Annotated in this window: 21 protein-coding genes, 4 tRNA genes and 2 pseudogenes; 16 read left to right on the top strand and 11 right to left on the bottom strand. The window is 57.7% G+C overall.

Going from position 1 to position 22,266, the window contains the following annotated elements; translation table 11 throughout:
- Positions 1-69: 69 nt before the first annotated feature.
- The 3 genes from ACEPAJ_RS11020 to trxB form a co-directional block, all read right to left on the bottom strand.
- The gene (locus ACEPAJ_RS11020) at positions 70-777 is read right to left on the bottom strand and encodes an arginyltransferase (protein WP_425914859.1); all 708 of its coding nucleotides are present in this window, start codon (positions 775-777) and stop codon (positions 70-72) included.
- A 55-nt stretch (positions 778-832) separates the two neighbouring features.
- Entirely contained in the window at positions 833-1,513 is a 681-nt protein-coding gene (aat, locus tag ACEPAJ_RS11015) for a leucyl/phenylalanyl-tRNA--protein transferase (RefSeq protein ID WP_425914858.1), read from the bottom strand.
- Positions 1,514-1,576: 63 nt separating this feature from the next.
- Entirely contained in the window at positions 1,577-2,527 is a 951-nt protein-coding gene (trxB, locus tag ACEPAJ_RS11010; protein WP_425914857.1) for a thioredoxin-disulfide reductase, read from the bottom strand.
- A 197-nt stretch (positions 2,528-2,724) separates the two neighbouring features.
- Here trxB and ftsK point away from each other — a divergent pair, with 197 nt between their 5' ends.
- The 6 genes from ftsK (at position 2,725) to cysG (ending at position 10,411) form a co-directional block, all read left to right on the top strand.
- Positions 2,725-5,157 (top strand): DNA translocase FtsK, encoded by a 2,433-nt coding sequence (ftsK, locus tag ACEPAJ_RS11005; protein ID WP_425918009.1) that lies wholly within the window; start codon positions 2,725-2,727, stop codon positions 5,155-5,157.
- Between the two features lie 29 nt (positions 5,158-5,186).
- On the top strand, positions 5,187-5,813 hold the full coding sequence (gene lolA / locus ACEPAJ_RS11000; RefSeq protein ID WP_425914856.1) for an outer membrane lipoprotein chaperone LolA: 627 nt from the start codon (positions 5,187-5,189) through the stop codon (positions 5,811-5,813).
- 33 nt (positions 5,814-5,846) lie between these two features.
- Complete coding sequence (locus tag ACEPAJ_RS10995; protein ID WP_425914855.1) at positions 5,847-7,172, top strand: replication-associated recombination protein A; 1,326 nt, start codon at positions 5,847-5,849, stop codon at positions 7,170-7,172.
- Positions 7,169-7,549, top strand: a complete 381-nt coding sequence (gene crcB / locus ACEPAJ_RS10990) for a fluoride efflux transporter CrcB (protein ID WP_425914854.1) — start codon at positions 7,169-7,171, stop codon at positions 7,547-7,549. Before ACEPAJ_RS10995 ends, crcB begins: the two co-directional genes overlap by 4 nt.
- Positions 7,550-7,663: 114 nt before the next feature.
- Positions 7,664-8,944 carry a serine--tRNA ligase gene (serS, locus tag ACEPAJ_RS10985; RefSeq protein ID WP_425914853.1) on the top strand — a complete coding sequence of 427 codons (1,281 nt, stop codon included), beginning with the start codon at positions 7,664-7,666 and terminating at the stop codon, positions 8,942-8,944.
- A gap of 72 nt (positions 8,945-9,016) precedes the next feature.
- Complete coding sequence (gene cysG, locus ACEPAJ_RS10980) at positions 9,017-10,411, top strand: siroheme synthase CysG (RefSeq protein ID WP_322949282.1); 1,395 nt, start codon at positions 9,017-9,019, stop codon at positions 10,409-10,411.
- A 45-nt stretch (positions 10,412-10,456) separates the two neighbouring features.
- Here cysG and ACEPAJ_RS10975 read toward each other — a convergent pair.
- The 7 genes and pseudogenes from ACEPAJ_RS10975 to ACEPAJ_RS10945 all read right to left on the bottom strand — a co-directional run bounded on the left by ACEPAJ_RS10975 (position 10,457) and on the right by ACEPAJ_RS10945 (position 14,680).
- Positions 10,457-11,454 (bottom strand): annotated as a pseudogene (locus tag ACEPAJ_RS10975) (glutathione S-transferase family protein).
- An 84-nt stretch (positions 11,455-11,538) separates the two neighbouring features.
- Positions 11,539-12,522, bottom strand: a complete 984-nt coding sequence (locus ACEPAJ_RS10970) for a glycosyl transferase family protein (RefSeq protein ID WP_425914852.1) — start codon at positions 12,520-12,522, stop codon at positions 11,539-11,541.
- Complete coding sequence (locus tag ACEPAJ_RS10965; protein ID WP_425914851.1) at positions 12,519-12,854, bottom strand: TusE/DsrC/DsvC family sulfur relay protein; 336 nt, start codon at positions 12,852-12,854, stop codon at positions 12,519-12,521. The genes ACEPAJ_RS10970 and ACEPAJ_RS10965 overlap by 4 nt, the downstream gene beginning before the upstream one ends.
- Positions 12,851-13,150 carry a sulfurtransferase complex subunit TusB gene (tusB, locus tag ACEPAJ_RS10960; RefSeq protein WP_425914850.1) on the bottom strand — a complete coding sequence of 100 codons (300 nt, stop codon included), beginning with the start codon at positions 13,148-13,150 and terminating at the stop codon, positions 12,851-12,853. Before tusB ends, ACEPAJ_RS10965 begins: the two co-directional genes overlap by 4 nt.
- Entirely contained in the window at positions 13,150-13,509 is a 360-nt protein-coding gene (gene tusC / locus ACEPAJ_RS10955; RefSeq protein ID WP_425914849.1) for a sulfurtransferase complex subunit TusC, read from the bottom strand. The genes tusB and tusC overlap by 1 nt, the downstream gene beginning before the upstream one ends.
- Position 13,510: 1 nt before the next feature.
- Entirely contained in the window at positions 13,511-13,903 is a 393-nt protein-coding gene (tusD, locus tag ACEPAJ_RS10950) for a sulfurtransferase complex subunit TusD (RefSeq protein WP_425914848.1), read from the bottom strand.
- A 111-nt stretch (positions 13,904-14,014) separates the two neighbouring features.
- Positions 14,015-14,680 carry a Bax inhibitor-1/YccA family protein gene (locus ACEPAJ_RS10945; protein WP_425914847.1) on the bottom strand — a complete coding sequence of 222 codons (666 nt, stop codon included), beginning with the start codon at positions 14,678-14,680 and terminating at the stop codon, positions 14,015-14,017.
- A 131-nt stretch (positions 14,681-14,811) separates the two neighbouring features.
- On the opposite strand from ACEPAJ_RS10945, the gene ACEPAJ_RS10940 reads away from it, so the two are divergent.
- From ACEPAJ_RS10940 to galU, 8 genes are all read left to right on the top strand, one after another.
- A tRNA-Ser gene (locus ACEPAJ_RS10940) sits at positions 14,812-14,901 on the top strand.
- Between the two features lie 143 nt (positions 14,902-15,044).
- Positions 15,045-15,689 (top strand): response regulator transcription factor GacA, encoded by a 645-nt coding sequence (gene gacA / locus ACEPAJ_RS10935; RefSeq protein ID WP_274089197.1) that lies wholly within the window; start codon positions 15,045-15,047, stop codon positions 15,687-15,689.
- Entirely contained in the window at positions 15,676-17,517 is a 1,842-nt protein-coding gene (gene uvrC, locus ACEPAJ_RS10930; RefSeq protein ID WP_425914846.1) for an excinuclease ABC subunit UvrC, read from the top strand. Before gacA ends, uvrC begins: the two co-directional genes overlap by 14 nt.
- Before the next feature lie 33 nt (positions 17,518-17,550).
- Positions 17,551-18,111, top strand: coding sequence for a CDP-diacylglycerol--glycerol-3-phosphate 3-phosphatidyltransferase (pgsA, locus tag ACEPAJ_RS10925; RefSeq protein ID WP_274089199.1), 561 nt, complete (start codon positions 17,551-17,553; stop codon positions 18,109-18,111).
- A 67-nt stretch (positions 18,112-18,178) separates the two neighbouring features.
- Positions 18,179-18,254 (top strand) — tRNA-Gly (locus tag ACEPAJ_RS10920).
- Positions 18,255-18,295: 41 nt separating this feature from the next.
- Positions 18,296-18,369: transfer RNA gene (locus ACEPAJ_RS10915), tRNA-Cys, on the top strand.
- A gap of 112 nt (positions 18,370-18,481) precedes the next feature.
- A tRNA-Leu gene (locus ACEPAJ_RS10910) sits at positions 18,482-18,568 on the top strand.
- Positions 18,569-18,761: 193 nt separating this feature from the next.
- On the top strand, positions 18,762-19,601 hold the full coding sequence (galU, locus tag ACEPAJ_RS10905; protein ID WP_425914845.1) for a UTP--glucose-1-phosphate uridylyltransferase GalU: 840 nt from the start codon (positions 18,762-18,764) through the stop codon (positions 19,599-19,601).
- A 50-nt stretch (positions 19,602-19,651) separates the two neighbouring features.
- Here galU and ACEPAJ_RS10900 read toward each other — a convergent pair whose 3' ends face one another.
- Complete coding sequence (locus ACEPAJ_RS10900) at positions 19,652-20,074, bottom strand: VOC family protein (protein WP_425914844.1); 423 nt, start codon at positions 20,072-20,074, stop codon at positions 19,652-19,654.
- An 86-nt stretch (positions 20,075-20,160) separates the two neighbouring features.
- Here ACEPAJ_RS10900 and gorA point away from each other — a divergent pair, with 86 nt between their 5' ends.
- Together gorA and ACEPAJ_RS10890 are read left to right on the top strand one after the other, a co-directional pair.
- A complete protein-coding gene (gorA, locus tag ACEPAJ_RS10895; protein ID WP_425914843.1) occupies positions 20,161-21,513 on the top strand; it encodes a glutathione-disulfide reductase in 1,353 nt (450 codons plus the stop codon).
- Between the two features lie 13 nt (positions 21,514-21,526).
- A pseudogene (locus ACEPAJ_RS10890) lies at positions 21,527-22,031 on the top strand (trimeric intracellular cation channel family protein).
- Positions 22,032-22,266: the final 235 nt, after the last annotated feature.

Genomic DNA, 22,266 nt, shown 5'->3' with positions numbered 1-22,266 from the left:
CCGGTGCAACTGGCGCCAGGCAAAAGCGGCGTGCATTGTGCCCGAAATTTGGGGTTTACGCCAAGCGCTTCAATTAAGGCTGGTCCAACGTTGGTTGGCGAATAGCTCAATGGGGCGGTATTCGGTCTTGTAACTCATTTTGCGGCAGCTCTTAATCCAGTAACCCAAATAGACCGCATGCAACTCAAGACGGGCAGCTTCGGCAATTTGCCAGAGGATGGCAAAGCGCCCGAGGCTGCGCCGCTCCTCGCTTGGCTCGTAAAAGGTGTAAACCGCAGACAATCCATTGGGCAGCACGTCAGTCACGGCAATTGCCAGCAGCTGGCTGTCCAGGCGGAACTCATAGAAACGTGAGAACGCCAGGTCGCGTACCAAAAATGTCGAAAATTGTTCGCGGCTTGGCGGATGCATGTCGCCATCAGCATGCCGCTGCTCAATGTAGCGCGCGTACAGTGCGTAATATTCCTCGGTAAATGCCGGGCGCACGAGGCGCACCTGAATGTCCTGATTACGCTTGAGTATGCGCCGCTGTTGGCGGCTGGGAATGAACTGTGCGGCAGGAATGCGCGCCGGGACGCAAGCGCTGCACTGCTGGCAATGTGGACGGTAGAGATGATCGCCGCTGCGGCGGAAACCCATTTCCGAAAGTTCGGCGTAAACCTGCACATCCATGGGCTGACTGGGGTCGAGGAACAGCGTTGTAGCCTGTTCGTCGGGCAGATAGCTGCAAGGGTGCGGTTGAGTGGCGTAAAACTTCAGGCGGGCCAGCTCAGTCATGATCGGCTCTCGGGATCGGTCTTCAAGCAAGTGTATGCCAGGCTGGCAAACTCGCCTAGGCGAGCCAGCCTGCTCGACTAGGCTGGTCAAGATGAGCGCTCAGGTAGCGCGTAAACTCAGTACGTGAAATCGTTTGGGCACCCAGGCTGAGCAAGTGTTCGGTCGGCATCTGGCAGTCGATCAGGACAAACCCCCAGCTTTTCAATTGTTCAACCAGGGTAACGAAGCCCACCTTGGATGCGTTATCGGCATGGCTAAACATCGACTCACCAAAAAACAGCTGGCCCATGGCCAAGCCATACAGCCCGCCTACCAGCTCGTTCTCACGCCATACCTCAACTGAATGCGCCACGCCTCGGCGGTGCAGTTCAAGATAGGCGTCCTGCATCGGGCTGGTGATCCATGTGTCTGCCGCATAACTACGCGGGCCTGCACAGGCGCGAATGACATCAGCGAAAGCGTGGTCAAAGGTCACCCGATAGCGGCCTTGGCGCAACACTTTGGCCAAGCTGCGTGAGATATGCAGGTTATCGGGAAACAAAACGGTGCGCGGGTCTGGTGACCACCAGAGAATTGGCTGGCCATCCTGAAACCAGGGAAAGCAGCCATGACGATACGCCTGTACCAAGCGCTCCGGGCGAAGGTCGCCACCCGCGGCTAACAGGCCATTAGGCTCGCGCAGGGCTTTAGTAAGCGGCGGAAAATCCAGCGAGTCGCGTTGCAGCCACGTCAGCATATGCAGGGCCGGGATTTGGATAGATGGGAGGGGAGGGCGGATGTGTATCCGCCCGAGGATGGATCAATTGTCGTCGAGGTATTTCTCAACATCCAGCGCTGCCATGCAGCCAGCACCGGCCGAGGTGATGGCCTGGCGGTAGACGTGGTCGGCTACGTCACCTGCTGCGAATACCCCGTCAATGCTGGTGGCGGTGGCATTACCTTCATTGCCGCCTTTGATCAGCAGGTAGCCGTCACGCATGTTCAGCTGCCCCTGGAATAGATCGGTATTGGGCTTGTGGCCGATGGCGATAAACACGCCTGCCAACGGCAGGTCGGTTGTAGCACCGGTTTGCGTGTCTTTAAGGCGTGCCCCGGTAACACCGGTGTTGTCGCCCAGCACTTCTTCCAACGAGTGGTTCCAATGCAGTACCACGTTACCGTTCGCGGCCTTATCGAACAGCTTGTCCTGAAGAATCTTCTCGGAACGCAGTTTGTCGCGGCGATGCACCAAGTGCACTTCCTTGGCAATGTTCGACAGGTACAGCGCCTCTTCGACCGCCGTGTTACCGCCGCCGATCACCGCAACCACTTGGTTACGATAAAAGAAGCCGTCGCAGGTCGCGCAGGCCGAAACACCCTTGCCGGCAAAGGCTTCTTCCGACGGCAGGCCCAGGTACTGCGCTGAGGCGCCGGTGGCAATAATCAGTGCGTCACAGGTGTAAGTGCCACTGTCACCTTTTAGCGTGAAGGGGCGCGACTGCAACTCGGCGGTATGGATGTGGTCATAGACGATCTCGGTATCGAAGCGCTCAGCATGCTTTTGCATGCGTTCCATCAGAGCTGGACCGGTCAGGCCTTCAACATCACCTGGCCAATTGTCCACTTCAGTGGTCGTGGTCAGCTGACCGCCAGGTTGCATGCCGGTAATGATCACAGGCTTAAGGTTGGCGCGGGCAGCGTAAACGGCAGCGCTATAACCGGCGGGGCCGGAGCCCAGGATGATCAAGCGTGAATGCTTGACTTCGCTCATAAAAACACCTCATAAGCCTTTGTCACAAAAGAGAATGCATGCTCAAATTGAGCTGCGCGGAAGACAGTGGCCGATATGCTACACCGAAGCAGGTAACGAGCGGGAGTCAACCGCCGCCGCTCGCGCAAGCGAGACCTGGAGCCTGGCGCCACCTCGCTAAACCCGTACAATCGCGGCATGTTTACCGTTAATCACTTATTCGGCGCCCCTGGCGCAGGAACACAAGCGTTTTGAAGAAATCTAGCCCAACCGCACAACTCCCTCTCTGGCGTCAGCAGCTGCCTTCTCGACTGAAAGAAGGCGCATTGATTGGCTTGGGTGCGCTTTGTCTTTATCTGTGGATGGCGTTGCTGACTTACGATGCGGCCGACCCGGGTTGGACCCACACCAGCAACGTTGAGCAGGTACAGAACTCGGCCGGGCGCGCCGGTGCCTGGTTCGCTGACATTCTGTTTATGGCGCTGGGCTATTTCGCCTACTTATTCCCATTACTGCTGGCCGTTAAAACATGGCAGGTGTTCCGTACTCGGCATCAGCCTTGGCAGTGGAGCGGCTGGCTGTTCTCCTGGCGGTTAATCGGTCTGATGTTTTTGGTGTTGTCCGGGGCCGCGCTGGCATTTATTCATTTTCATGCCAGTTCAAGCATGCCAGCCTCTGCTGGTGGCGCCTTGGGAGAAAGCCTTGGGCAGCTGGCCATCAATGGCCTGAATGTGCAGGGCAGCACGCTGTTATTGATTGCCTTGTTCCTTTTCGGGTTGACGGTATTTACCGACCTGTCCTGGTTCAAGGTGATGGACCTCACCGGAAAAATCACCCTAGACCTGATCGAGCTGATTCAGGGCCTGGCCAACCGCTGGTGGAATGCACGGCTTGAACGCAAGCAGTTGGTGGCGCAGCTGCGTGAGGTCGATGAGCGGGTCAGCGATGTCTCTGCACCGATTGTGCTGGATCGTCGCGAGCAGGCCAAAGTCAAAGAGCGCCTTATTCAGCGCGAAGAGTCGCTGAGTAAACACATGAGCGAGCGTATTAACCGTGCCGCGCCGGTTATCGCACCGCCCACTGCGCCGAAAGAACCTGAGCCCAGCAAGCGTGTGCTCAAAGAAAAACAGGTCAACCTGTTCGAGGACAGTGCCCTGGCTGGCAGCCTACCGCCTTTATCGATCCTCGATGTGGCGGAAAAAGTTCAGAAGAAATACTCGCCTGAATACCTGGAGGCGATGTCACGACTGTTGGAAATCAAACTCAAGGAGTTTGGTGTCGAGGTTATCGTCGAGTCCGTTCACCCGGGCCCGGTGATTACCCGCTTCGAAATCCAGCCGGCAGCCGGTATCAAAGTCAGCCGTATCTCCGGCTTGGCCAAAGACTTGGCACGCTCGATGGCGATCATCAGCGTGCGGGTGGTGGAAGTGATCCCTGGCAAGACCACTGTCGGTATTGAAATCCCCAACGAAGACCGGCAGATCGTGCGCTTCTCCGAAGTCTTGTCGTCGCCTGAGTACGACGAAGCCAAGTCTCCGGTAACCCTTGCTCTGGGCCACGATATCGGCGGCAAGCCGGTGATCACCGACCTGGCTAAAATGCCCCATCTACTGGTGGCCGGCACAACCGGTTCGGGTAAGTCGGTTGGGGTTAACGCGATGATTCTGTCGATCCTGTTCAAGTCCACGCCAGAAGAGGCACGCTTGATCATGATCGACCCGAAAATGCTTGAGCTGTCGATCTACGAAGGCATTCCACACCTGTTATGCCCCGTGGTCACCGACATGAAAGAGGCTGCCAACGCCCTGCGCTGGTCGGTCGCTGAGATGGAGCGCCGTTACAAGCTGATGTCGAAGATGGGCGTGCGTAACCTGGCTGGCTTTAACCGCAAGGTCAAAGACGCTATCGATGCCGGCGAGCCACTGGCCGACCCGCTGTACAAACGTGAAAGCATGCACGATGAGGCGCCGCTGCTTAAGCCGCTGCCGACCATTGTGGTGGTGGTCGATGAGTTTGCCGACATGATGATGATTGTCGGCAAAAAGGTAGAAGAACTGATTGCACGTATCGCCCAGAAAGCCCGTGCGGCAGGGATTCACCTGATTCTCGCCACGCAGCGGCCCTCGGTGGATGTGATCACGGGCCTGATCAAGGCCAACATTCCTACGCGTATGGCGTTTCAGGTATCGAGCAAGATCGACTCGCGGACCATTCTTGACCAAGGCGGTGCCGAACAACTGTTGGGGCACGGTGACATGCTCTACATGCCGCCGGGCACCAGTTTGCCTATCCGCGTACACGGTGCCTTTGTTTCCGACGAAGAAGTCCATCGCGTCGTAGAAGCCTGGAAGCAGCGCGGCACGCCGGACTATATCGATGACATCCTTAACGGTGCCGAAGAGGCCGGTAGCGGCTTTGAAGGCAGCGGTGAGGGTGGTGAAGGCAGTGAGACAGATGCGCTCTACGATGAGGCGGTCAATTTCGTCCTCGAGAGCCGCCGCGCTTCAATTTCGGCGGTGCAGCGCAAACTGAAAATCGGCTACAACCGTGCTGCACGGATGATTGAGGCCATGGAAATGGCCGGCGTCGTCACCTCAATGAACACCAATGGCTCTCGCGAGGTCATAGCCCCGAGCCCCGTTCGCGATTAACACTTCGCCCTGAACTGATAAGGATCCCCATGCGCCTGATTCGCATGCTGTTGCTGACCGTATTGAGTATTACCAGTGTTGCCGCCGTGGCAGATGATGAAGTTGCTGTGCAGCGATTGACCGAGCTGCTTAATCAGGCGCAAACCATTACTGCGCGCTTTTCCCAGCTAACGCTGGATGGCAGCGGTACTCAGCTGCAAGAAACCGCAGGTCAGCTTGTGCTCAAGCGCCCAGGTCTGTTCCGCTGGCACACCGATGCCCCGATGGAGCAACTGCTGGTCTCAAATGGCGAAAAAGTCTGGCTGTATGACCCGGATTTGCTGCAAGTGACCATCCAGGCCCTTGACCAGCGCCTGACTCACACCCCGGCGCTGCTGCTTTCCGGAGATGTATCGAAGATTCGTGAGAACTTCGACATCAGCCACAAGGAAGGCGGCAATGTGGTCGACTTCATCCTCAAGCCCAAGTCCAAAGACACCCTGTTCGACAGCCTGCGTCTGTCGTTCCGTAACAACGTGCTAAATGACATGCAGTTGATCGACAGCATTGGTCAGCGCACCAATATCCTGTTCCTCAACGTGAAAATGAATGAGCCGCAAGACAATGCGCAATTCACTTTCGACGTTCCGGCTGGCGCCGACGTGATCCAAGAGTAGAAACTCTCGAGCAAGAGGCGTTAACCCCCGATCATGGATCTGTTTCGCAAGGCCCCCGTTGCTCAACCCCTGGCTGCCCGCTTGCGTGCAGCCAGCCTCGACGAGTACGTCGGTCAGGAGCATTTGCTGGCACGTGGTAAACCTCTGCGCGAAGCCCTGGAGCAGGGTGCGCTGCACTCAATGATCTTCTGGGGGCCGCCCGGTGTGGGCAAAACCACCCTGGCGCGGCTATTGGCGCAGGTTTCCGACGCGCATTTCGAAACGATTTCCGCCGTGCTGTCGGGGGTCAAGGAAATCCGGCAGGCAGTCGAAGTGGCCCAGCAACATGCTGCGCAATACGGCCGTCAGACCATCTTGTTTGTCGACGAAGTACACCGCTTCAATAAGTCGCAACAGGATGCATTTCTGCCTTACGTAGAAGACGGCACGTTGATCTTTATTGGCGCGACCACGGAAAACCCTTCGTTCGAGCTGAACAACGCCTTGCTCTCACGGGCGCGCGTTTACGTACTAAAGAGCCTGGATGAAAGCGCGTTGCGCAAGCTGGTCGAGCGCGCCTTAAGTGACCCTAAAGGCCTGGGCGAACGCCAACTGAGCCTGCCCGAAGAAAGCTTCAAGATTCTCCAGGCCGCCGCCGATGGTGACGGCCGACGTTTGCTCAACTTTCTGGAGAATGCGGCGGACCTGGCAGAAGACGGCAGCGCGATCGATAGCGAGCTGTTGCTCAATCTGCTCGGCGATACCCGCCGGCGCTTCGATAAGGGCGGTGAAGCCTTTTACGACCAGATTTCTGCGCTACACAAATCCGTACGCGGCTCCAGCCCGGACGGCGCGCTGTATTGGTTCGCACGCATGCTCGATGGTGGTTGTGATCCGCTGTATATAGCCCGGCGTGTGGTGCGCATGGCCAGCGAGGACATTGGCAACGCTGACCCGCGCGCCTTAACCCTGTGCCTGAATGCCTGGGATGTTCAAGAGCGTCTGGGCAGCCCCGAAGGTGAGTTGGCCGTGGCCCAGGCGATTACCTACCTAGCCTGCGCACCGAAGAGCAACGCGGTGTATAACGCCTTTAACGCGGCCAAGCGCGACGCCGCCGAACATGGCTCGCAGGAAGTTCCCCTGCACCTGCGCAATGCGCCAACCAAACTCATGAAAGAGTTGGGCTATGGCGATGAATACCGCTATGCCCACGATGAGCCCGATGCCTATGCGGCTGGGGAAGATTACTTCCCGGAAGCCTTCGAGCCGCGTAACTACTATCAGCCCGTGCCGCGTGGTTTGGAGCTGAAGATTCGCGACAAGCTGCAGCACTTGCAGAATCAAGATCGCAATAGCCCTCGGCAGCGGAGAAAACCATGATTCGTGTGGCCTTAGCCGTAGCCCTCGGTGGCGCAGTCGGCTCCGTTTTGCGCTTTCTAACCGCCAGTTGGGTCGCCGCACAATGGCCGCGGTACTTCTACCTCGGCACTTTCACCGTCAATATCCTTGGCTGCCTACTAATCGGCCTGCTCTCCGGGTTATTGCTGCTGCGCAGCGATCTGCCCATCGAATTGCGCAGCGGCTTGATTATTGGCCTGCTCGGCGGTTTTACCACCTTCTCTTCATTCAGCCTGGAGCTGCTCAAGCTGTTTGAAAGTGGCCGTCATAATGAGGCGTTTGCCTACCTGTTATGCAGCGTTTTGGGTGGTGTCACTGCGGTTTGGGCCGGATTTAGCCTGGCACGCCTCTACCAGTAGCCGCCTCGTCTAACGCGCGGTGTGGCACGCGACCCTGTTAAAGCCTTAAACTGCGCGGCATTGCGCGCCATGGCAACGGCCATGCAAACCCTTGTGATGTGTTGAGACCAGAACATGCTCGATTCCAAACTCGTTCGTACCCAGCTCCATGAAGTGGCCGAGCGCCTGGCCACCCGTGGCTTTGTCCTTGATGTTGCACGCTTCGAAGCGCTCGAAGCCAAGCGCAAAACCGTGCAGACCCGCACTGAGCAGCTGCAGGCCGAACGCAACAGTCGTTCCAAATCCATTGGTCAGGCCAAACAGCGCGGTGAAGACATTGCGCCACTGCTGGCCGAAGTCGACCAGATGGGCAGTGATCTGGAGGCGGGCAAGCGTGAGCTTGATGCCATTCAAAGCGAACTCGACATCCTGCTGCTGAATATCCCCAACCTGCCACATGAGTCGGTACCGATTGGCGAAGACGAAGACGGCAACGTCGAGGTGGCGCGCTGGGGCACGCCGCGTAGCTTCGATTTCCCAATTCAGGACCACGTTGCATTGGGTGAGCAGCACGGCTGGCTGGATTTTGAAACCGCCGCCAAGCTGTCCGGTGCGCGCTTTGCCCTGCTGCGTGGGCCCATCGCTCGCCTGCACCGTGCCCTGGCACAATTCATGATCAACCTGCACACCGGCGAGCACGGCTACGAAGAAGCCTACACGCCGTATCTGGTGCAGGCGCCGGCGCTGCAAGGCACCGGCCAGTTGCCGAAATTCGAAGAAGACCTATTCAAAATCAGCCGTGAAGGCGAAGCGGATCTGTACCTGATTCCAACCGCTGAAGTGTCGCTGACCAATATCGTCGCTGGCGAGATTCTCGATCCGAAGCAGCTGCCGCTAAAGCTGGTCGCGCATACCCCATGCTTCCGTAGCGAGGCAGGTGCATCCGGTCGCGATACCCGTGGGATGATCCGCCAGCACCAGTTCGACAAAGTCGAGATGGTGCAGATCGTCGAGCCGAGCCAGTCCTTTGAGGCGCTGGAAAGCCTGACCGGCAACGCCGAGCGCGTGCTGCAGCTGCTTGAACTGCCTTATCGCAAGCTGGCGCTATGCACGGGCGACATGGGTTTTGGCGCGGTTAAAACGTACGACCTCGAAGTCTGGGTGCCGAGCCAGGACAAGTACCGCGAAATTTCCTCCTGCTCCAACTGTGGTGATTTCCAGGCCCGCCGTATGCAAGCGCGCTACCGCAACCCGGAAACCGGCAAGCCAGAGCTGCTGCACACCCTCAATGGCTCGGGCCTGGCAGTCGGTCGCACCCTGGTTGCGGTACTGGAAAACTACCAGCAAGCCGACGGCAGCATCCGCGTGCCGGACGTACTGAAGCCCTATATGGGCGGTATCGAAGTGATTGGCTAAGCCACGCTTTTGTTACCTGCGACGGGGCGGCCAGTGCCGCCCGTTTTTTTTATCTGATCGAGAGTGCGTGTCATGGATTTTCTGCCCCTGTTCCACAAGCTGCAGGATCGCCTGGTACTGGTGGTCGGTGGCGGTGAAGTCGCCGTGCGCAAGGCGCGCTTGCTCAGCGACGCCGGTGCCAAGCTGCGGGTGGTCGCGCCTGATATCCGTGAAGAACTGCGTGAAATGGCCGCGGCCCGCCAGGGTGAAGTGCTGCTGCGTGATTACCAGCCGGATGATTTGCACGGCGTGGCGCTGATTATTGCCGCCACCGATGACGAACCGCTGAATGCCGAAATATCGGCCCAAGCCCAGGCGTTGGGTATTCCGGTCAACGTGGTGGATGCGCCGAAGCTGTGCAGCGTGATTTTCCCAGCCATCGTCGACCGCTCGCCGTTGATTGTGGCGATTACCAGTGGCGGCGATGCGCCGGTTCTGGCTCGGCTGATTCGCGCCAAAATCGAAACCTGGATTCCCTCGACCTATGGTCAGCTTGCCGGCCTGGCAAAGCGCTTCCGTGCCCAGGTCAAAGGCTTGTTCCCCGATGTACAGCAACGCCGAGTGTTCTGGGAAGACGTGTTCCAGGGCCAGGTGGCCGAAAGCGTGTTCGCCGGAAAATTGCAGGAAGGTCAGCGCCTGCTGGAAGAAAAGATTGCTGGGATTGCACCGCGCGCACTCGGTGAGGTGTATCTGGTTGGCGCTGGGCCGGGCGATCCTGACTTGCTCACCTTCCGCGCCTTGCGCCTGATGCAGCAAGCGGATGTGGTGCTGTACGACCGCTTGGTCGCGCCCGCGATTATCGAGCTGTGCCGCCGTGATGCTGAACGCATCTATGTGGGCAAACAGCGCGCCGAGCATGCGCTGCCGCAGGAGCAAATCAATCAACGCCTGGTCACTCTGGCCAAAGAAGGCAAGCGTGTACTGCGCCTTAAGGGCGGCGATCCGTTTATTTTCGGCCGCGGCGGCGAAGAAATCGAAGAACTGGCTGCTCACGGTATTCCGTTTCAGGTGGTGCCGGGCATTACTGCGGCGTCAGGCTGCGCGGCCTATGCGGGGATTCCGCTGACTCACCGTGATCATGCGCAATCGGTACGCTTTGTTACCGGGCACTTGAAAGATGGCAGCAGCGATCTGCCCTGGAACGAGCTCACGGCTTCCAGCCAGACCTTAGTGTTCTATATGGGCCTGGTGGGTTTGCCCATGATTTGCAAGCAGCTGATTGCCCATGGCCGCGCCGCATCAACGCCGGCGGCATTGATCCAGCAGGGCACCACACAGAACCAGCGGGTGTTCACCGGTACATTGGCCAACCTGGCCGAGCTGGTGGCCGAGCATGAAGTGCATGCGCCGACCCTGGTGATCGTCGGCGAAGTGGTGCAGTTACGCGAAAAACTGGCTTGGTTCGAAGACGCTACTCGCCGCGATTAAGAGGCGGTATGACCTGGGACCCTCGGTTGGGTCCAAGGTTAATACTTAGCCTTGGTAAATTCCTTTACCCAACAGACGCTCACGGTCATGCGCTCGATCCAAGACTAACTGCGGCCCCTTGGGGATCACCCGGTGGGGTTAATGGTGGCGTGGCTGGCGTAGTAGTGATTTTTGATGTGGGTAAAGTCGACGGTCTCAGCAATACCTGGCCACTGGTACAGCTCGCGCAGCCAGTTGGACAGGTTGGGATAGTCTTCCAGTCGGCGCTGGTTGCACTTGAAGTGGCCATGGTAAACCGCATCGAAGCGAATCAACGTGGTGAACAGGCGGATATCGGCTTCTGTCAGGTACTCGCCGGCCAGATAGCGGCGTCTGTCCAGACTGGCCTCTAGGTCATCCAGCGCTTCGAAAAGCTCATCGAACGCTTCTTCATAAGCATCCTGGCGCGTGGCAAACCCCGCACGGTAAACGCCGTTATTGATGGCGGGGTAGATGCGCTCATTGAGGGCGTCGATCTGCTCGCGTAAAGGCTCGGGGTAAAAATCGAGGCGATTGTTCGTTAGTCCATCGAAGGCACCGTTGAACATGCGAATGATCTCGGCTGACTCATTGCTGACGATGCGTTTCTGCTGCGTGTCCCACAGCAGGGGGACCGTAACTCGCCCGGTGTATTGAGCGTCATCGGCTGTATAGCGTTGGTACAGGTAGGCAAGGTCGTCGAGGGCATCACCGCTGGCACCGTGCTCGGTGTCGAACGTCCAGCCATGCTCGCGCATTAGCCAACTGACGACTGAAACGCCAATTAGCGGTTGCAAGCCTTTTAGCTGGCGCAAAATCAGCGTGCGGTGCGCCCAAGGGCAGGCGAGTGAGGCATATAGGTGGTAGCGCCCGGCTTCGGCGGCAAAGCCGCCAGTGCCACTGGGGCCGGCTGCGCCGTCAGCGGTGATCCAATTGCGGCGTTGTGCGTCTTCACGTTGAAAGCGGCCGGTGTCGCCGGTGTCGTACCACTGGTCACGCCAGTGTCCGTCTATAAGCAGGCCCATAGGACTGACTCCGTAATGCATGAAGAGTCAGTCTAACGGCTTGTACTGGGTGGAAAGGTGTAAAAAGGCGCCTAAACACATCAGTTAGTTCGATGTTTTACGCGTTTCCCAGCAGCGTTTCGCCTGATCGAAGGCGGCCTCACGGCTGCGCCCTAGGGCGCGTAGAGCCAGCGCCATGGTGCTGATTACCGCAAGTTGACCGTATGCATCTTCGACGTTGCCATGCCAGAACGCCGCCAGGTGCGCGGGCTCAAGTGATTCCGGTTTGACGTGACGTTGCGCTGATAGGGCCGGCCATTCCTCATCCCAGTTTTCACCATTAGCGGTGCCATAGAGGTGGCTGGTGGCGTCTGGGTTGATCTCGATTTCGCCACCTTCGCCCTTGATCACGATGGCGTTATCGCCCAGTAACTGGCTGGCCTCGCGATGGACGGCCTGATAACCCGGATGGAAGATGCTCTGTAGGCCGCAACGCGCGCCCAGTGGGTTAAGAATGCGGGTGAGGGAGTGAATTGGTGAGCGCAAACCGAGGATATTGCGCAGATCAATCATCCGCTGCAACTGCGGCATCCAGTCGCCCAGGGGGATAAACGCTAAGTGCTGATCGGCGAGTGCCTGCTCAACACTCACCCAGTCGCGGCACAGCGGAATGTCGAGCGCTTCGAGTAATTGCTCGCTGTATAAGCGGCCCGCAGTGTGCGGCCCGCCGCCATGCAGCAATATGCGAATGCCGCTATTGGCCAACGCCTTGGCGGCCAACAGAAACCAGGGCAGGTGGCGTTTCTTCCCGGCATAGCTAGGCCAGTCCAGGTCGACCGGTATCGTCGGCGCCTGCAAGCGTGCACGCACGGCTTCAGCAAAACCGGCCATTTCCTCGGCGCTTTCTTCCTTGTGCCGTAACAGCATCAGGAAGGCGCCCAGTTGGCTCTCTTCGGCCTGGCCATCGAGCAGCATGCCCATGGCGTCGCGGGCCTCCTCGCGGGTCAGGTTGCGCGCGCCGCGCTTACCTTTGCCTAGAATTCGCACAAATTGGGCGAAGGGATGTTCCGGCGGTGTCACAAGGTTCATAAGCAATTGGTCGGCTTGGGTAGGCCCGCCAGCTTGGCGGCGAGTTTGGCGGGAGCACCATTGAACAGGCGGTTGAGGTGCAGGCTATTGCCTTTCTCGGGGCCGATTTTCACGGCAATGAACTTGATCAGAGGGCGATTGGCCGGCGACAGCTGAAACTCGTCATAAAAACTGCGCACCAAACGCAAGATTTCCCAGTGTTCGGCGCTCAGGCTTATCCCTTCGCGCTGCGCTAGCGCCTCAGCCGTGGCCTCGGACCAATCGCTTAGCTCGACCAGGTAGCCATCTTTGTCCAGCGCTAGGCTACGGCCCTCAACAGTCAGTGAAGTCATAGCCAGGTGTTGACCTTATCGTATTGGCAGCTAAGGGCCACGAAACCGGGGTAGTCAACCAGGCTCAGGCGTGTTGGTGAATCAATATCGCGGGCGCGCATATCTTCATCCAGCGCATACAGGGCAATGGCCTCAGGCAGCCGCTCAAGTGCCTGACGCTGCGCACTGCCGGCGTGCAGCGCGTATACCGCGTCACCACACAACAGTAATGCATCCTGGCTGCCGAGTATGCGCAAGCAACTGCTCAGCCGGTTATCCGTAAAAGGGGAGTGCGAGAGCACATGCAAGGTAGCCATCAGAGCGTAATCACCTGGTCGTAGCGGTCAATCAAGGCGCTTAGTTCGGCGTCGTTAAGGAGGGTGACAGCAAGGCTGCTGGATGGCGGCTGTAAGCCGCGCTCGGCTAAGCAGTGCTGCGAAACATACAGCGCGTCCACGCCAAACATCGGTAACGCCTGCAGGTTGGCGCCGAGGTCTTTTTGCTGCACGCGAGCAGGTTGTTGCGCGCTGCTCAGTTGAAACACGCCATCATCGAGAAACAGCATGCCAATCGGCAGGTCGAAAGCACCGCCGGCCAGGGCAATATCCAGTGTTTCACGGGCGCAAGGGCCGGACCAGGGGGCTTGGCGGCTGATAATCAGCAGTGACTTGCTCATTTCATGGCCCTCCAAAGCACACTAAACGATCGGCTAATTGCGTCGCCTCGTGCAATTGCCCAAGGCCGGAAAGCTCCCACGGGGCATCAAGAGTGGCGGCTGAGCGCGAGTAACGCTGCGCTTCATCGGCGTTCAGCACGCCACGGCGCAGGGCCGCAGCGATACACACCACCGCATCAAGCTGTTGTGCTTGCACAAACTCACGCCATTCACGCGGCAAATCCACTTCATCCTGTGCGCTGACCACGGTGCTCGATGCGCTGTGCACGCCGTCCTGATAGAAGAATAAACGCACAATCTCATGCCCACCCGCCAACGCCGCCTGGGCAAATCGCAGGGCGCGCCGTGACGAAGGGGTGTGGGGAGGGGAGAACAGGGCGATGGCAAACTTCATGGCAAACCTGGCGAGACAAATTTTTCGAAATGATAAAGCCTGGGCCACCAAGATGCGCGTGGCAGGCATAAAAAAGCCCGCCGAAGCGGGCTTTTTCAGTGCGGCGACAGCTTAGTCGTCGCCCATGATGCCGAAAATCTGCAGCAGGCTGATGAACAGGTTGTATATCGATACATACAGGCTGATGGTCGCCATGATGTAGTTACGCTCGCCACCATGAATGATCGCGCTGGTCTGGAACAGGATGCAGGCCGACGAGAACAGCACAAAGCCGGCACTGATCGCCAACTGCAGGCCGCTGATCTGGAAGAAGAAGCCCGCCACCATCGCACCCAACAGTACAAAGAATCCTGCAGTGATAAAGCCGCTGAGGAAGCTCATGTCCTTACGGGTTGTCAGCACATAGGCCGACAGGCCGCAGAACACCAGTGCAGTCATGGTAAAGGCCGAGCTGACGACTTCAGCGCCGTTGGCCATGCCCATGTAGCGATTGAGGATAGGGCCGAGGGTGTAGCCCATGAAACCGGTCAGGGCGAGGGTTGAAACCAGGCCCCAAGACGAGTTACGCAATTTAGCGGTGAGGAAGAACAGGCCATAAAAGCCGATCAGCACCACGAAGATATTCGGGTAAGGCACATTGGCGCGCTGCGCGATGTACGCCACCAAGCCACTGAAGGCCAGGGTGATAGCCAACAGGCCGTAGGTATTGCGCAGGACGCGGCTAACTTCTTGCTGTTCAACCTGCGTATGGTCAAGTGCATAATTGTGTTCGTTCATGGCGACACTCCTTAAATGACGGATGGTCCGTGACCAAATTCAGCCCGATCATAGCATTGCGATGCAATCAGCCAACACGCAGAGTTTGACAGCGTGTTGCGTTCGGGTAAGATTGCCGGCCGCAACACGCCGGAAGCGTGGCAGAGCGGTTGAATGCAACGGTCTTGAAAACCGTCGAAGGGGAAACTCTTCCGTGAGTTCGAATCTCACCGCTTCCGCCATATTATGAAAACCGTTACTTGCAGCGCCTGACTTTATTGACGCTTGCATTTTGACGGTTTTGCGCCAAGCTGGACTTAGCAAAATCTCCTGCTATCCAACCCAACCACTCGCTCTTGGCGATTGATGTGAATCGGGGTGACGCTTGATCAGGGTACTCGTTGTTGATGACCATGACCTGGTGCGCACCGGTATCACCCGGATGCTGGCTGACATCGACGGATTGCAGGTAGTTGGTCAGGCTGAGTCCGGTGAAGAATCCCTTACCAAAGCCCGCGAGCTGAAGCCAGACGTTGTCCTGATGGACATCAAAATGCCGGGTATTGGTGGTCTTGAAGCCACACGCAAGCTGATTCGCAGCCATCCCGATCTGAAAATTGTTGCCGTCACGGCCTGCGAAGAAGACCCGTTCCCCACGCGTCTACTGCAAGCGGGCGCAGCGGGTTACATGACAAAGGGTGCGGCGCTCGAAGAAATGGTTCAGGCCATTCGCATGGTCTTCGCTGGTCAACGCTACATCAGCCCGCAGATTGCTCAGCAACTGGCGCTCAAGTCATTTCAGCCGCAGAGCAGCAATTCGCCATTTGATCTGCTTTCCGAACGCGAAATCCAAATTGCGCTGATGATCGCGGGCTGCCAAAAAGTTCAAGCGATCTCCGACAAGCTGTGTCTGTCGCCGAAAACCGTGAACACCTACCGCTACCGCATCTTCGAAAAACTCTCGATCACCAGTGATGTCGAGCTGGCTCTACTGGCCGTGCGCCACGGCATGATTGATGCCAGCAGCTGACGACAGCCGCGCAGCCTTCGATTCCAGCGCGTTTCTCTCCACTTGCAGCGGTCGTCCCGGCGTCTATCGCATGTTCGATGTGGATGCCAAGCTGCTCTATGTCGGCAAAGCCAAGAACCTGAAAAAACGCCTGGCCAGCTATTTCCGCCAGAGCGGTTTAGCGCCGAAGACCGCCGCGCTGGTGGGTAAAATTGCGCAGATCGAAACCACCATCACCGCCAATGAGACCGAAGCCCTGCTGCTTGAGCAGACGCTCATCAAGGAGTGGCGTCCGCCGTACAACATTCTGTTGCGCGACGATAAATCCTACCCCTATGTGTTTCTTTCCGATGGTGACTTCCCGCGCTTAAGCATCCACCGCGGTGCTAAAAAACAGAAAGGCCGCTACTTCGGCCCTTACCCCAGCGCCGGCGCTATTCGCGAAAGCCTCAACCTGCTGCAGAAAACTTTTTTCGTGCGCCAGTGCGAGGACAGTTTTTACAAAAACCGTACACGACCCTGCCTGCAGCATCAGATCAAACGCTGCAAAGCGCCCTGCGTGGGCCTGGTTGAGCCCGCTGAATATGCCGATGACGTGCGTCATTCGGTGATGTTTCTTGAGGGCCGCAGCAATGCCCTGACCGACGAGCTCTCCACGGCAATGCAAGCCGCCGCCATGACGCTCGATTTTGAGCGCGCTGCCGGGTTGCGTGACCAGATCTCGCTGCTTCGCCGGGTCCAGGACCAGCAGAGCATGGAAGGCGGCGAAGGGGATGTGGATGTAGTTGCGGCCATGGTTAACCCGGGCGGGGCGTGCGTGCATTTGATCAGCGTGCGTGGTGGCCGGGTGCTTGGCAGCAAGAACTTCTTTCCGCAGGTAGCCATCGAGGAGGAGGGTAGCAGCGTGTTGCTGGCCTTCCTCGCGCAGTATTACTTGAGCAGCCAGGAGCGCGACCTGCCGAACGAGCTGATCGTCAACGTCCAGCACGAAGACTTCCCCACGCTGATCGCAGCAATCGATGAGCTGCGCGGCCGTGAGCTGAGTATCAGCTATCGAGTGCGCGGCATTCGGGCACGCTGGCAGCAACTTGCCGTGACCAATGCTGAGCAAGCCCTGATGGCGCGCCTGGCGAATCGGCAGCATGTTTCCGCGCGCTTTGATGCGCTGGCGCAAGCGTTGGATCTGGATGAGGTGCCGCAACGCCTGGAGTGTTTTGACATCAGTCATTCCAGCGGTGAGGCGACTGTTGCCTCCTGCGTGGTATTCGGCCCGGAAGGCCCGCTCAAGTCCGATTACCGCCGCTATAACATCGAAGGCGTGACGCCTGGTGATGATTACGCTGCCATGCATCAGGCCCTTACCCGGCGTTTTAGCAAGATCAAGGATGGCGAAGGTAAGCTGCCGGACATCCTGCTGGTTGATGGCGGTAAGGGCCAGCTAGCCATGGCGCGTGAGGTGCTTGAAGAGCTTGCCGTGCCTGACCTTACGTTGCTCGGCGTGGCCAAGGGCGCAACCCGCAAGCCCGGCCTGGAAACCCTGTACCTGAACGATGCTGCGCACGAGTTCACCTTGCCGGCAAACTCACCGGCCTTGCACCTTATTCAGCAAATCCGCGATGAATCGCACCGCTTCGCCATTACCGGCCACCGCGCTCGTCGCGATAAAACCCGCCGCACCTCGACACTTGAAGAGGTTGCCGGGGTAGGGCCTAAACGCCGACGCGAGCTCCTCAACCATTTTGGTGGCCTGCAGGAGCTGTCTCGCGCCAGCATCGAAGAAATCGCCAAGGCACCAGGAATCAGTAAAAAACTCGCCGAGTCGATTTATGCCGCACTGCACAGTGAGTAGAATGCCGGCTCTCTTTATCGCTAAGTTGTGCCGATGAACATTCCCAACCTGCTCACCGTGCTCCGTGTATTGCTAATACCGGTCTTTATTGTGCTTTTTTACCTCCCCTTCAGTTGGAGCTATTGGGCTGCCAGTGCAATGTTCTCAATCGCGGCAGCCACTGACTGGTTAGATGGCTACCTCGCTCGCCGCTGGGAGCAGAGCACGCCGTTTGGCGCGTTCCTTGACCCGGTTGCCGACAAGCTGATGGTGGCGGTAGCCCTGGTTCTGCTGGTGGATGAGCATTCCAATCTTTGGCTCACACTGCCGGCGGCCATCATTATCGGTCGCGAAATCGTGGTATCGGCGCTGCGTGAGTGGATGGCAGAGCTCGGTGCGCGGGCACATGTGGCCGTATCCAAGCTCGCTAAATGGAAAACTGCAGCGCAGATGGTGGCCCTGGTGATTCTGCTGGCTAATCCGCCGACATTCACTGCCTGGGTCGTGTTGGGCTATGCGCTGCTGATCATTGCCGCCGTGCTGACCCTGTGGTCGATGGCCCAGTACCTGATGGCCGCATGGCCGCACCTGCGGATCACCGCAGAAAAGAAATAAGCTTTTTTGAATCAAGGGGTTGACGGACAGCCATGAAACTATAGAATGGCGGCCGTCAGCACGACAAGCGGGAATAGCTCAGTTGGTAGAGCACGACCTTGCCAAGGTCGGGGTCGCGAGTTCGAGTCTCGTTTCCCGCTCCATTTTTAACGAATCGTTTTTCACGGTCCGTGTTTAGTTTCAAGGCTGAGTAGCAGAGTGGTTATGCACCGGATTGCAAATCCGTGAACGCCGGTTCGATTCCGACCTCAGCCTCCAATTAGAAGAGCCTCGTAGATCACTGATTTACGAGGCTTTTTCATTTAAGCTTGAAACCTTGCGAGGTGCGCACGGGCTGTATATAGTCCAAGCCTCGCAACACAGCGCTACCGCCCGAATGGCGAAATCGGTAGACGCAAGGGACTTAAAATCCCTCGAGGGTAACCTCGTGCCGGTTCGATTCCGGCTTCGGGCACCAATAACGTTAACCTGGGACTACCCGCGTTAACCCGAAATACAGAAAAACCGGCCCTTTTGGCCGGTTTTTTTGTGCCTGGCATTCAGGCTGGATCTGAATCCATGCGTTGGACCCGTGCGGGAGGGGCATTGTAAGGCCGGTGCAGCCTGATAGACTGCGTACGCACTTTTCACATCATTGCTCAAGGTTCCCCATGATCAAGAAATGTTTGTTCCCTGCAGCCGGTTACGGCACCCGCTTTCTGCCAGCCACTAAGGCTATGCCCAAAGAAATGCTGCCGATCGTGAACAAACCGTTGATCCAGTATGGCGTCGAAGAGGCGCTGGAAGCCGGCTTGACGGAAATTGCCATGATTACCGGCCGCGGCAAGCGCGCGCTGGAAGATCACTTTGACATCAGCTACGAACTTGAACACCAGATCCGCGACACCGACAAGGAAAAGTACCTGGTCGGTATCCGTCGGCTAATCAACGAATGCAGCTTCTCCTACACTCGCCAGGTTGAAATGAAAGGTCTAGGCCACGCGATCCTCTGCGGCCGCCCACTGATTGGCGATGAACCCTTCGCGGTGGTTCTGGCCGATGACCTGTGCCTGAATCTGGATGGCGATGCGGTGTTGACGCAGATGGTTAAGCTTTATAACCAGTTCCGCTGCTCAATCGTGGCCATCCAGGAAGTACCGCACGAAGAAACCCACAAATACGGCGTGATTTCTGGCGAGATGATTCGCGATGACATCTACCGGGTTAACAGCATGGTTGAGAAGCCCAAGCCGGAAGATGCGCCATCGAATCTGGCGATCATTGGGCGCTATATCCTCACCCCGGATATCTTCGACCTGATCGAGCAGACCGAGCCAGGCAAAGGCGGGGAAATTCAGATCACCGACGCGCTGATGAAGCAGGCGCAGAATGGTTGCGTCATGGCCTACAAATTCAAGGGCAAGCGCTTCGATTGCGGCGGTGCCGAAGGCTATATCGACGCCACCAACTTCTGCTTCGAAAACCTCTACAAAACCGGTAAGGCTTTCTGATTCAGCCTATCGCGCGGTAAACACAGCCACCTTCGGGTGGCTGTGTGCATTCAGGGCAACGCCATATGCTCGGCGCCAGGCCCTAACGGCTGGCCATAGCTAAATTCCACGTAATGCCCCGCCGGGTCACGCACGCCGCAGTAATAACCAACTGGGTAGGCATCTTCGCGCGGTTCCCAAACCAAGCACCCAGCAAGTCGCGCCTGTTCAGCAATACTGTCGACCTGGGCTCGACTGCCTAGGGCAAAGCCGAAATGGCTGTAATCATCGGCCGCCAATTGTCGGTTCTGACCACCCGGCATAAGCACGAAAATAAAGCTGTGTTCCTTGCCGGGCTCGGCCATCCAGACAATCGTTGAGCCTTTACCCGCACGCCGATGAATCACCCGCATCGCGCAGAACTGCTCATAAAAGGCCACGCATGCGTCTACGTCAGGCACATGCAACGCCACATGAGTAAGGGTAGGGCGCATCAGCGTTCTCCTGCTGTTTCATATGCTTCAAGCTTAGGCGCTAGCGCCGCTTGGGGTATGCTTGCCGACTTGCTCTGGAGGCTTACATGACCTACGACTTCGACCTGTTTGTGATTGGCGCCGGTTCCGGCGGTGTACGCGCTGCGCGATTTGCCGCGGGTTATGGTGCGCGTGTGGCGGTGGCTGAAAGCCGCTACCTTGGCGGAACCTGCGTCAACGTCGGATGCGTGCCCAAGAAGCTGCTGGTTTATGGTGCTCACTTTGCCGATGACTTCGAGCAAGCACAGGGCTTTGGTTGGTCGGTAGGTGAGGCCAAATTTGACTGGCCCACCCTGATCGCCAACAAAAACCGCGAGATTGAACGCCTCAATGGCATCTACCGTAACCTGCTGGTCAACAGCGGAGTGACCTTGCTTGAGGGCCATGCGCGGATAGTCGATGACCACAGCGTTGAGCTGGACGGTAAGCGCTACAGCGCCAAGCACATCCTGATCGCCAGCGGCGGCTGGCCGCATATCCCTGAGGTGCCGGGGCATGAACATGCGATCGGTTCGAATGAAGTGTTCTTTCTGCAGCAGCTACCTAAGCGTGTGCTGGTAATAGGCGGCGGTTATATTGCTGTGGAGTTTGCCTCGATCTTCAACGGCCTCGGTTCGCACACGTCACTGCTCTACCGTGGTGATTTGTTCCTGCGCGGTTTCGACAATGCGGTGCGTAACCATCTCCAGGAAGAACTGACCAAACACGGGGTCGATCTGCAATTCAACAGCGATATCGCGCGCATCGACAAACAGGCCGATGGCAGCCTGCTGGCCACGCTTAAAGATGGTCGGATGCTTGAGGCAGACTGCATTTTCTACGCCACCGGGCGTCGTCCAATGCTGGACAACCTGGGCCTGGAAAACACTCACGTAGAACTTGATGAGCGCGGCTATATCAAGGTCGATGCGCAATACCAGAGCAGCACGCCATCAATCCTCGCCATCGGCGATGTGATTGGCCGCGTTCAGCTGACACCGGTTGCGCTGGCCGAAGGCATGGCGGTAGCCAGGCGTTTGTTCAAGCCGGAGGAATACCGCACTGTTGATTATCAGACGATCCCGACCGCGGTATTCAGCCTGCCTAATATCGGCACAGTTGGGCTGAGCGAAGAGCAGGCGAGGGAGGAGGGCTACCGCGTCCAAGTGTTCGAGAGCCGTTTCCGGCCGATGAAGCTGACCCTGACCGAAAGTCAGGAGCGCACGCTGATGAAGCTGGTGGTGGATGCGGACACAGACCGTGTACTGGGCTGCCATATGGTGGGGCCGGAGGCTGGCGAAATTGTCCAAGGGCTGGCGGTCGCACTTAAGGCTGGGGCCACCAAGCAGATCTTTGATGAAACCATCGGCGTGCACCCAACTGCGGCCGAAGAGTTTGTCACTATGCGTACGCCCGTCTAGTCCTGGGGTCAGCATGGCGCAATTGTTCTATCTCGCCGATTTGTTCGGTGTCGCGGTATTCGCCATCACCGGCGCGTTAATGGCTGGGCGAAAGTCCATGGACCTGTTTGGCGTGCTGGTGATTGCCATCATCACCGCCCTGGGTGGCGGTACCTTGCGTGACTTGATTCTGGATAACCATCCGGTCAGCTGGAGCTGTTTTTACCGTGATCGGCACCGAAGTCGCCATGCAGCATGACGTTCCCAATAGCACGGCAATCATCATGGGGGTGATGACCGGCGTGGCGGGCGGGGTGATGCGTGATGTGATCTGCAATGAGATTCCGCTGATATTCCAGAAAGAAATCTACGCCACCGCCTGCATAGCAGGGGCCCTGGTCTTTATCGGTATGCGGAGCCTGGATACACCACACTGGCTCGACACAGGTGTGGCCATGCTTACAGTGTTGCTGACGCGCTTGGCCGCCATTCGTTGGCACATAGCCTTGCCAAGTTTCCATTTGCTGGATCGCGATTGATGCCTCTGCTCTGACCAGAGCAGAGGCGCGCGGGTCATTGCGCAGTCAGGCCGCCATACACTAAAGCCTGACTCCAGCAGGCCGGTATGGCTCAGGACTTTGGCGGGGTAGAGCGTCTCAGCCGCAGTGCTTTCACGGCCGTATTCTATTCATTAAGGCCTAAGTTAATTTAACTCAACTAAATAGTCATTTAGTTGAGTTAAATTCATGAGAGCTTGCCCAAGCTTGCTGATGA

This window comes from Pseudomonas sp. GWSMS-1, assembly GCF_049847425.1.
GTDB lineage: Bacteria > Pseudomonadota > Gammaproteobacteria > Pseudomonadales > Pseudomonadaceae > Aquipseudomonas.
This window is presented reverse-complemented; position numbering and strand designations above follow the sequence as displayed.

Coding starts and splice junctions, on each gene's coding strand:
- ACEPAJ_RS11020 (WP_425914859.1), bottom strand. CDS start 777: ATGACTGAGCTGGCCCGCCTGAAGTTTTACGCCACTCAACCGCACCCT.
- aat (WP_425914858.1), bottom strand. CDS start 1,513: ATGCTGACGTGGCTGCAACGCGACTCGCTGGATTTTCCGCCGCTTACT.
- trxB (WP_425914857.1), bottom strand. CDS start 2,527: ATGAGCGAAGTCAAGCATTCACGCTTGATCATCCTGGGCTCCGGCCCC.
- lolA (WP_425914856.1), top strand. CDS start 5,187: ATGCGCCTGATTCGCATGCTGTTGCTGACCGTATTGAGTATTACCAGT.
- ACEPAJ_RS10995 (WP_425914855.1), top strand. CDS start 5,847: ATGGATCTGTTTCGCAAGGCCCCCGTTGCTCAACCCCTGGCTGCCCGC.
- crcB (WP_425914854.1), top strand. CDS start 7,169: ATGATTCGTGTGGCCTTAGCCGTAGCCCTCGGTGGCGCAGTCGGCTCC.
- serS (WP_425914853.1), top strand. CDS start 7,664: ATGCTCGATTCCAAACTCGTTCGTACCCAGCTCCATGAAGTGGCCGAG.
- cysG (WP_322949282.1), top strand. CDS start 9,017: ATGGATTTTCTGCCCCTGTTCCACAAGCTGCAGGATCGCCTGGTACTG.
- ACEPAJ_RS10970 (WP_425914852.1), bottom strand. CDS start 12,522: ATGAACCTTGTGACACCGCCGGAACATCCCTTCGCCCAATTTGTGCGA.
- ACEPAJ_RS10965 (WP_425914851.1), bottom strand. CDS start 12,854: ATGACTTCACTGACTGTTGAGGGCCGTAGCCTAGCGCTGGACAAAGAT.
- tusB (WP_425914850.1), bottom strand. CDS start 13,150: ATGGCTACCTTGCATGTGCTCTCGCACTCCCCTTTTACGGATAACCGG.
- tusC (WP_425914849.1), bottom strand. CDS start 13,509: ATGAGCAAGTCACTGCTGATTATCAGCCGCCAAGCCCCCTGGTCCGGC.
- tusD (WP_425914848.1), bottom strand. CDS start 13,903: ATGAAGTTTGCCATCGCCCTGTTCTCCCCTCCCCACACCCCTTCGTCA.
- ACEPAJ_RS10945 (WP_425914847.1), bottom strand. CDS start 14,680: ATGAACGAACACAATTATGCACTTGACCATACGCAGGTTGAACAGCAA.
- uvrC (WP_425914846.1), top strand. CDS start 15,676: ATGCCAGCAGCTGACGACAGCCGCGCAGCCTTCGATTCCAGCGCGTTT.
- pgsA (WP_274089199.1), top strand. CDS start 17,551: ATGAACATTCCCAACCTGCTCACCGTGCTCCGTGTATTGCTAATACCG.
- galU (WP_425914845.1), top strand. CDS start 18,762: ATGATCAAGAAATGTTTGTTCCCTGCAGCCGGTTACGGCACCCGCTTT.
- ACEPAJ_RS10900 (WP_425914844.1), bottom strand. CDS start 20,074: ATGCGCCCTACCCTTACTCATGTGGCGTTGCATGTGCCTGACGTAGAC.
- gorA (WP_425914843.1), top strand. CDS start 20,161: ATGACCTACGACTTCGACCTGTTTGTGATTGGCGCCGGTTCCGGCGGT.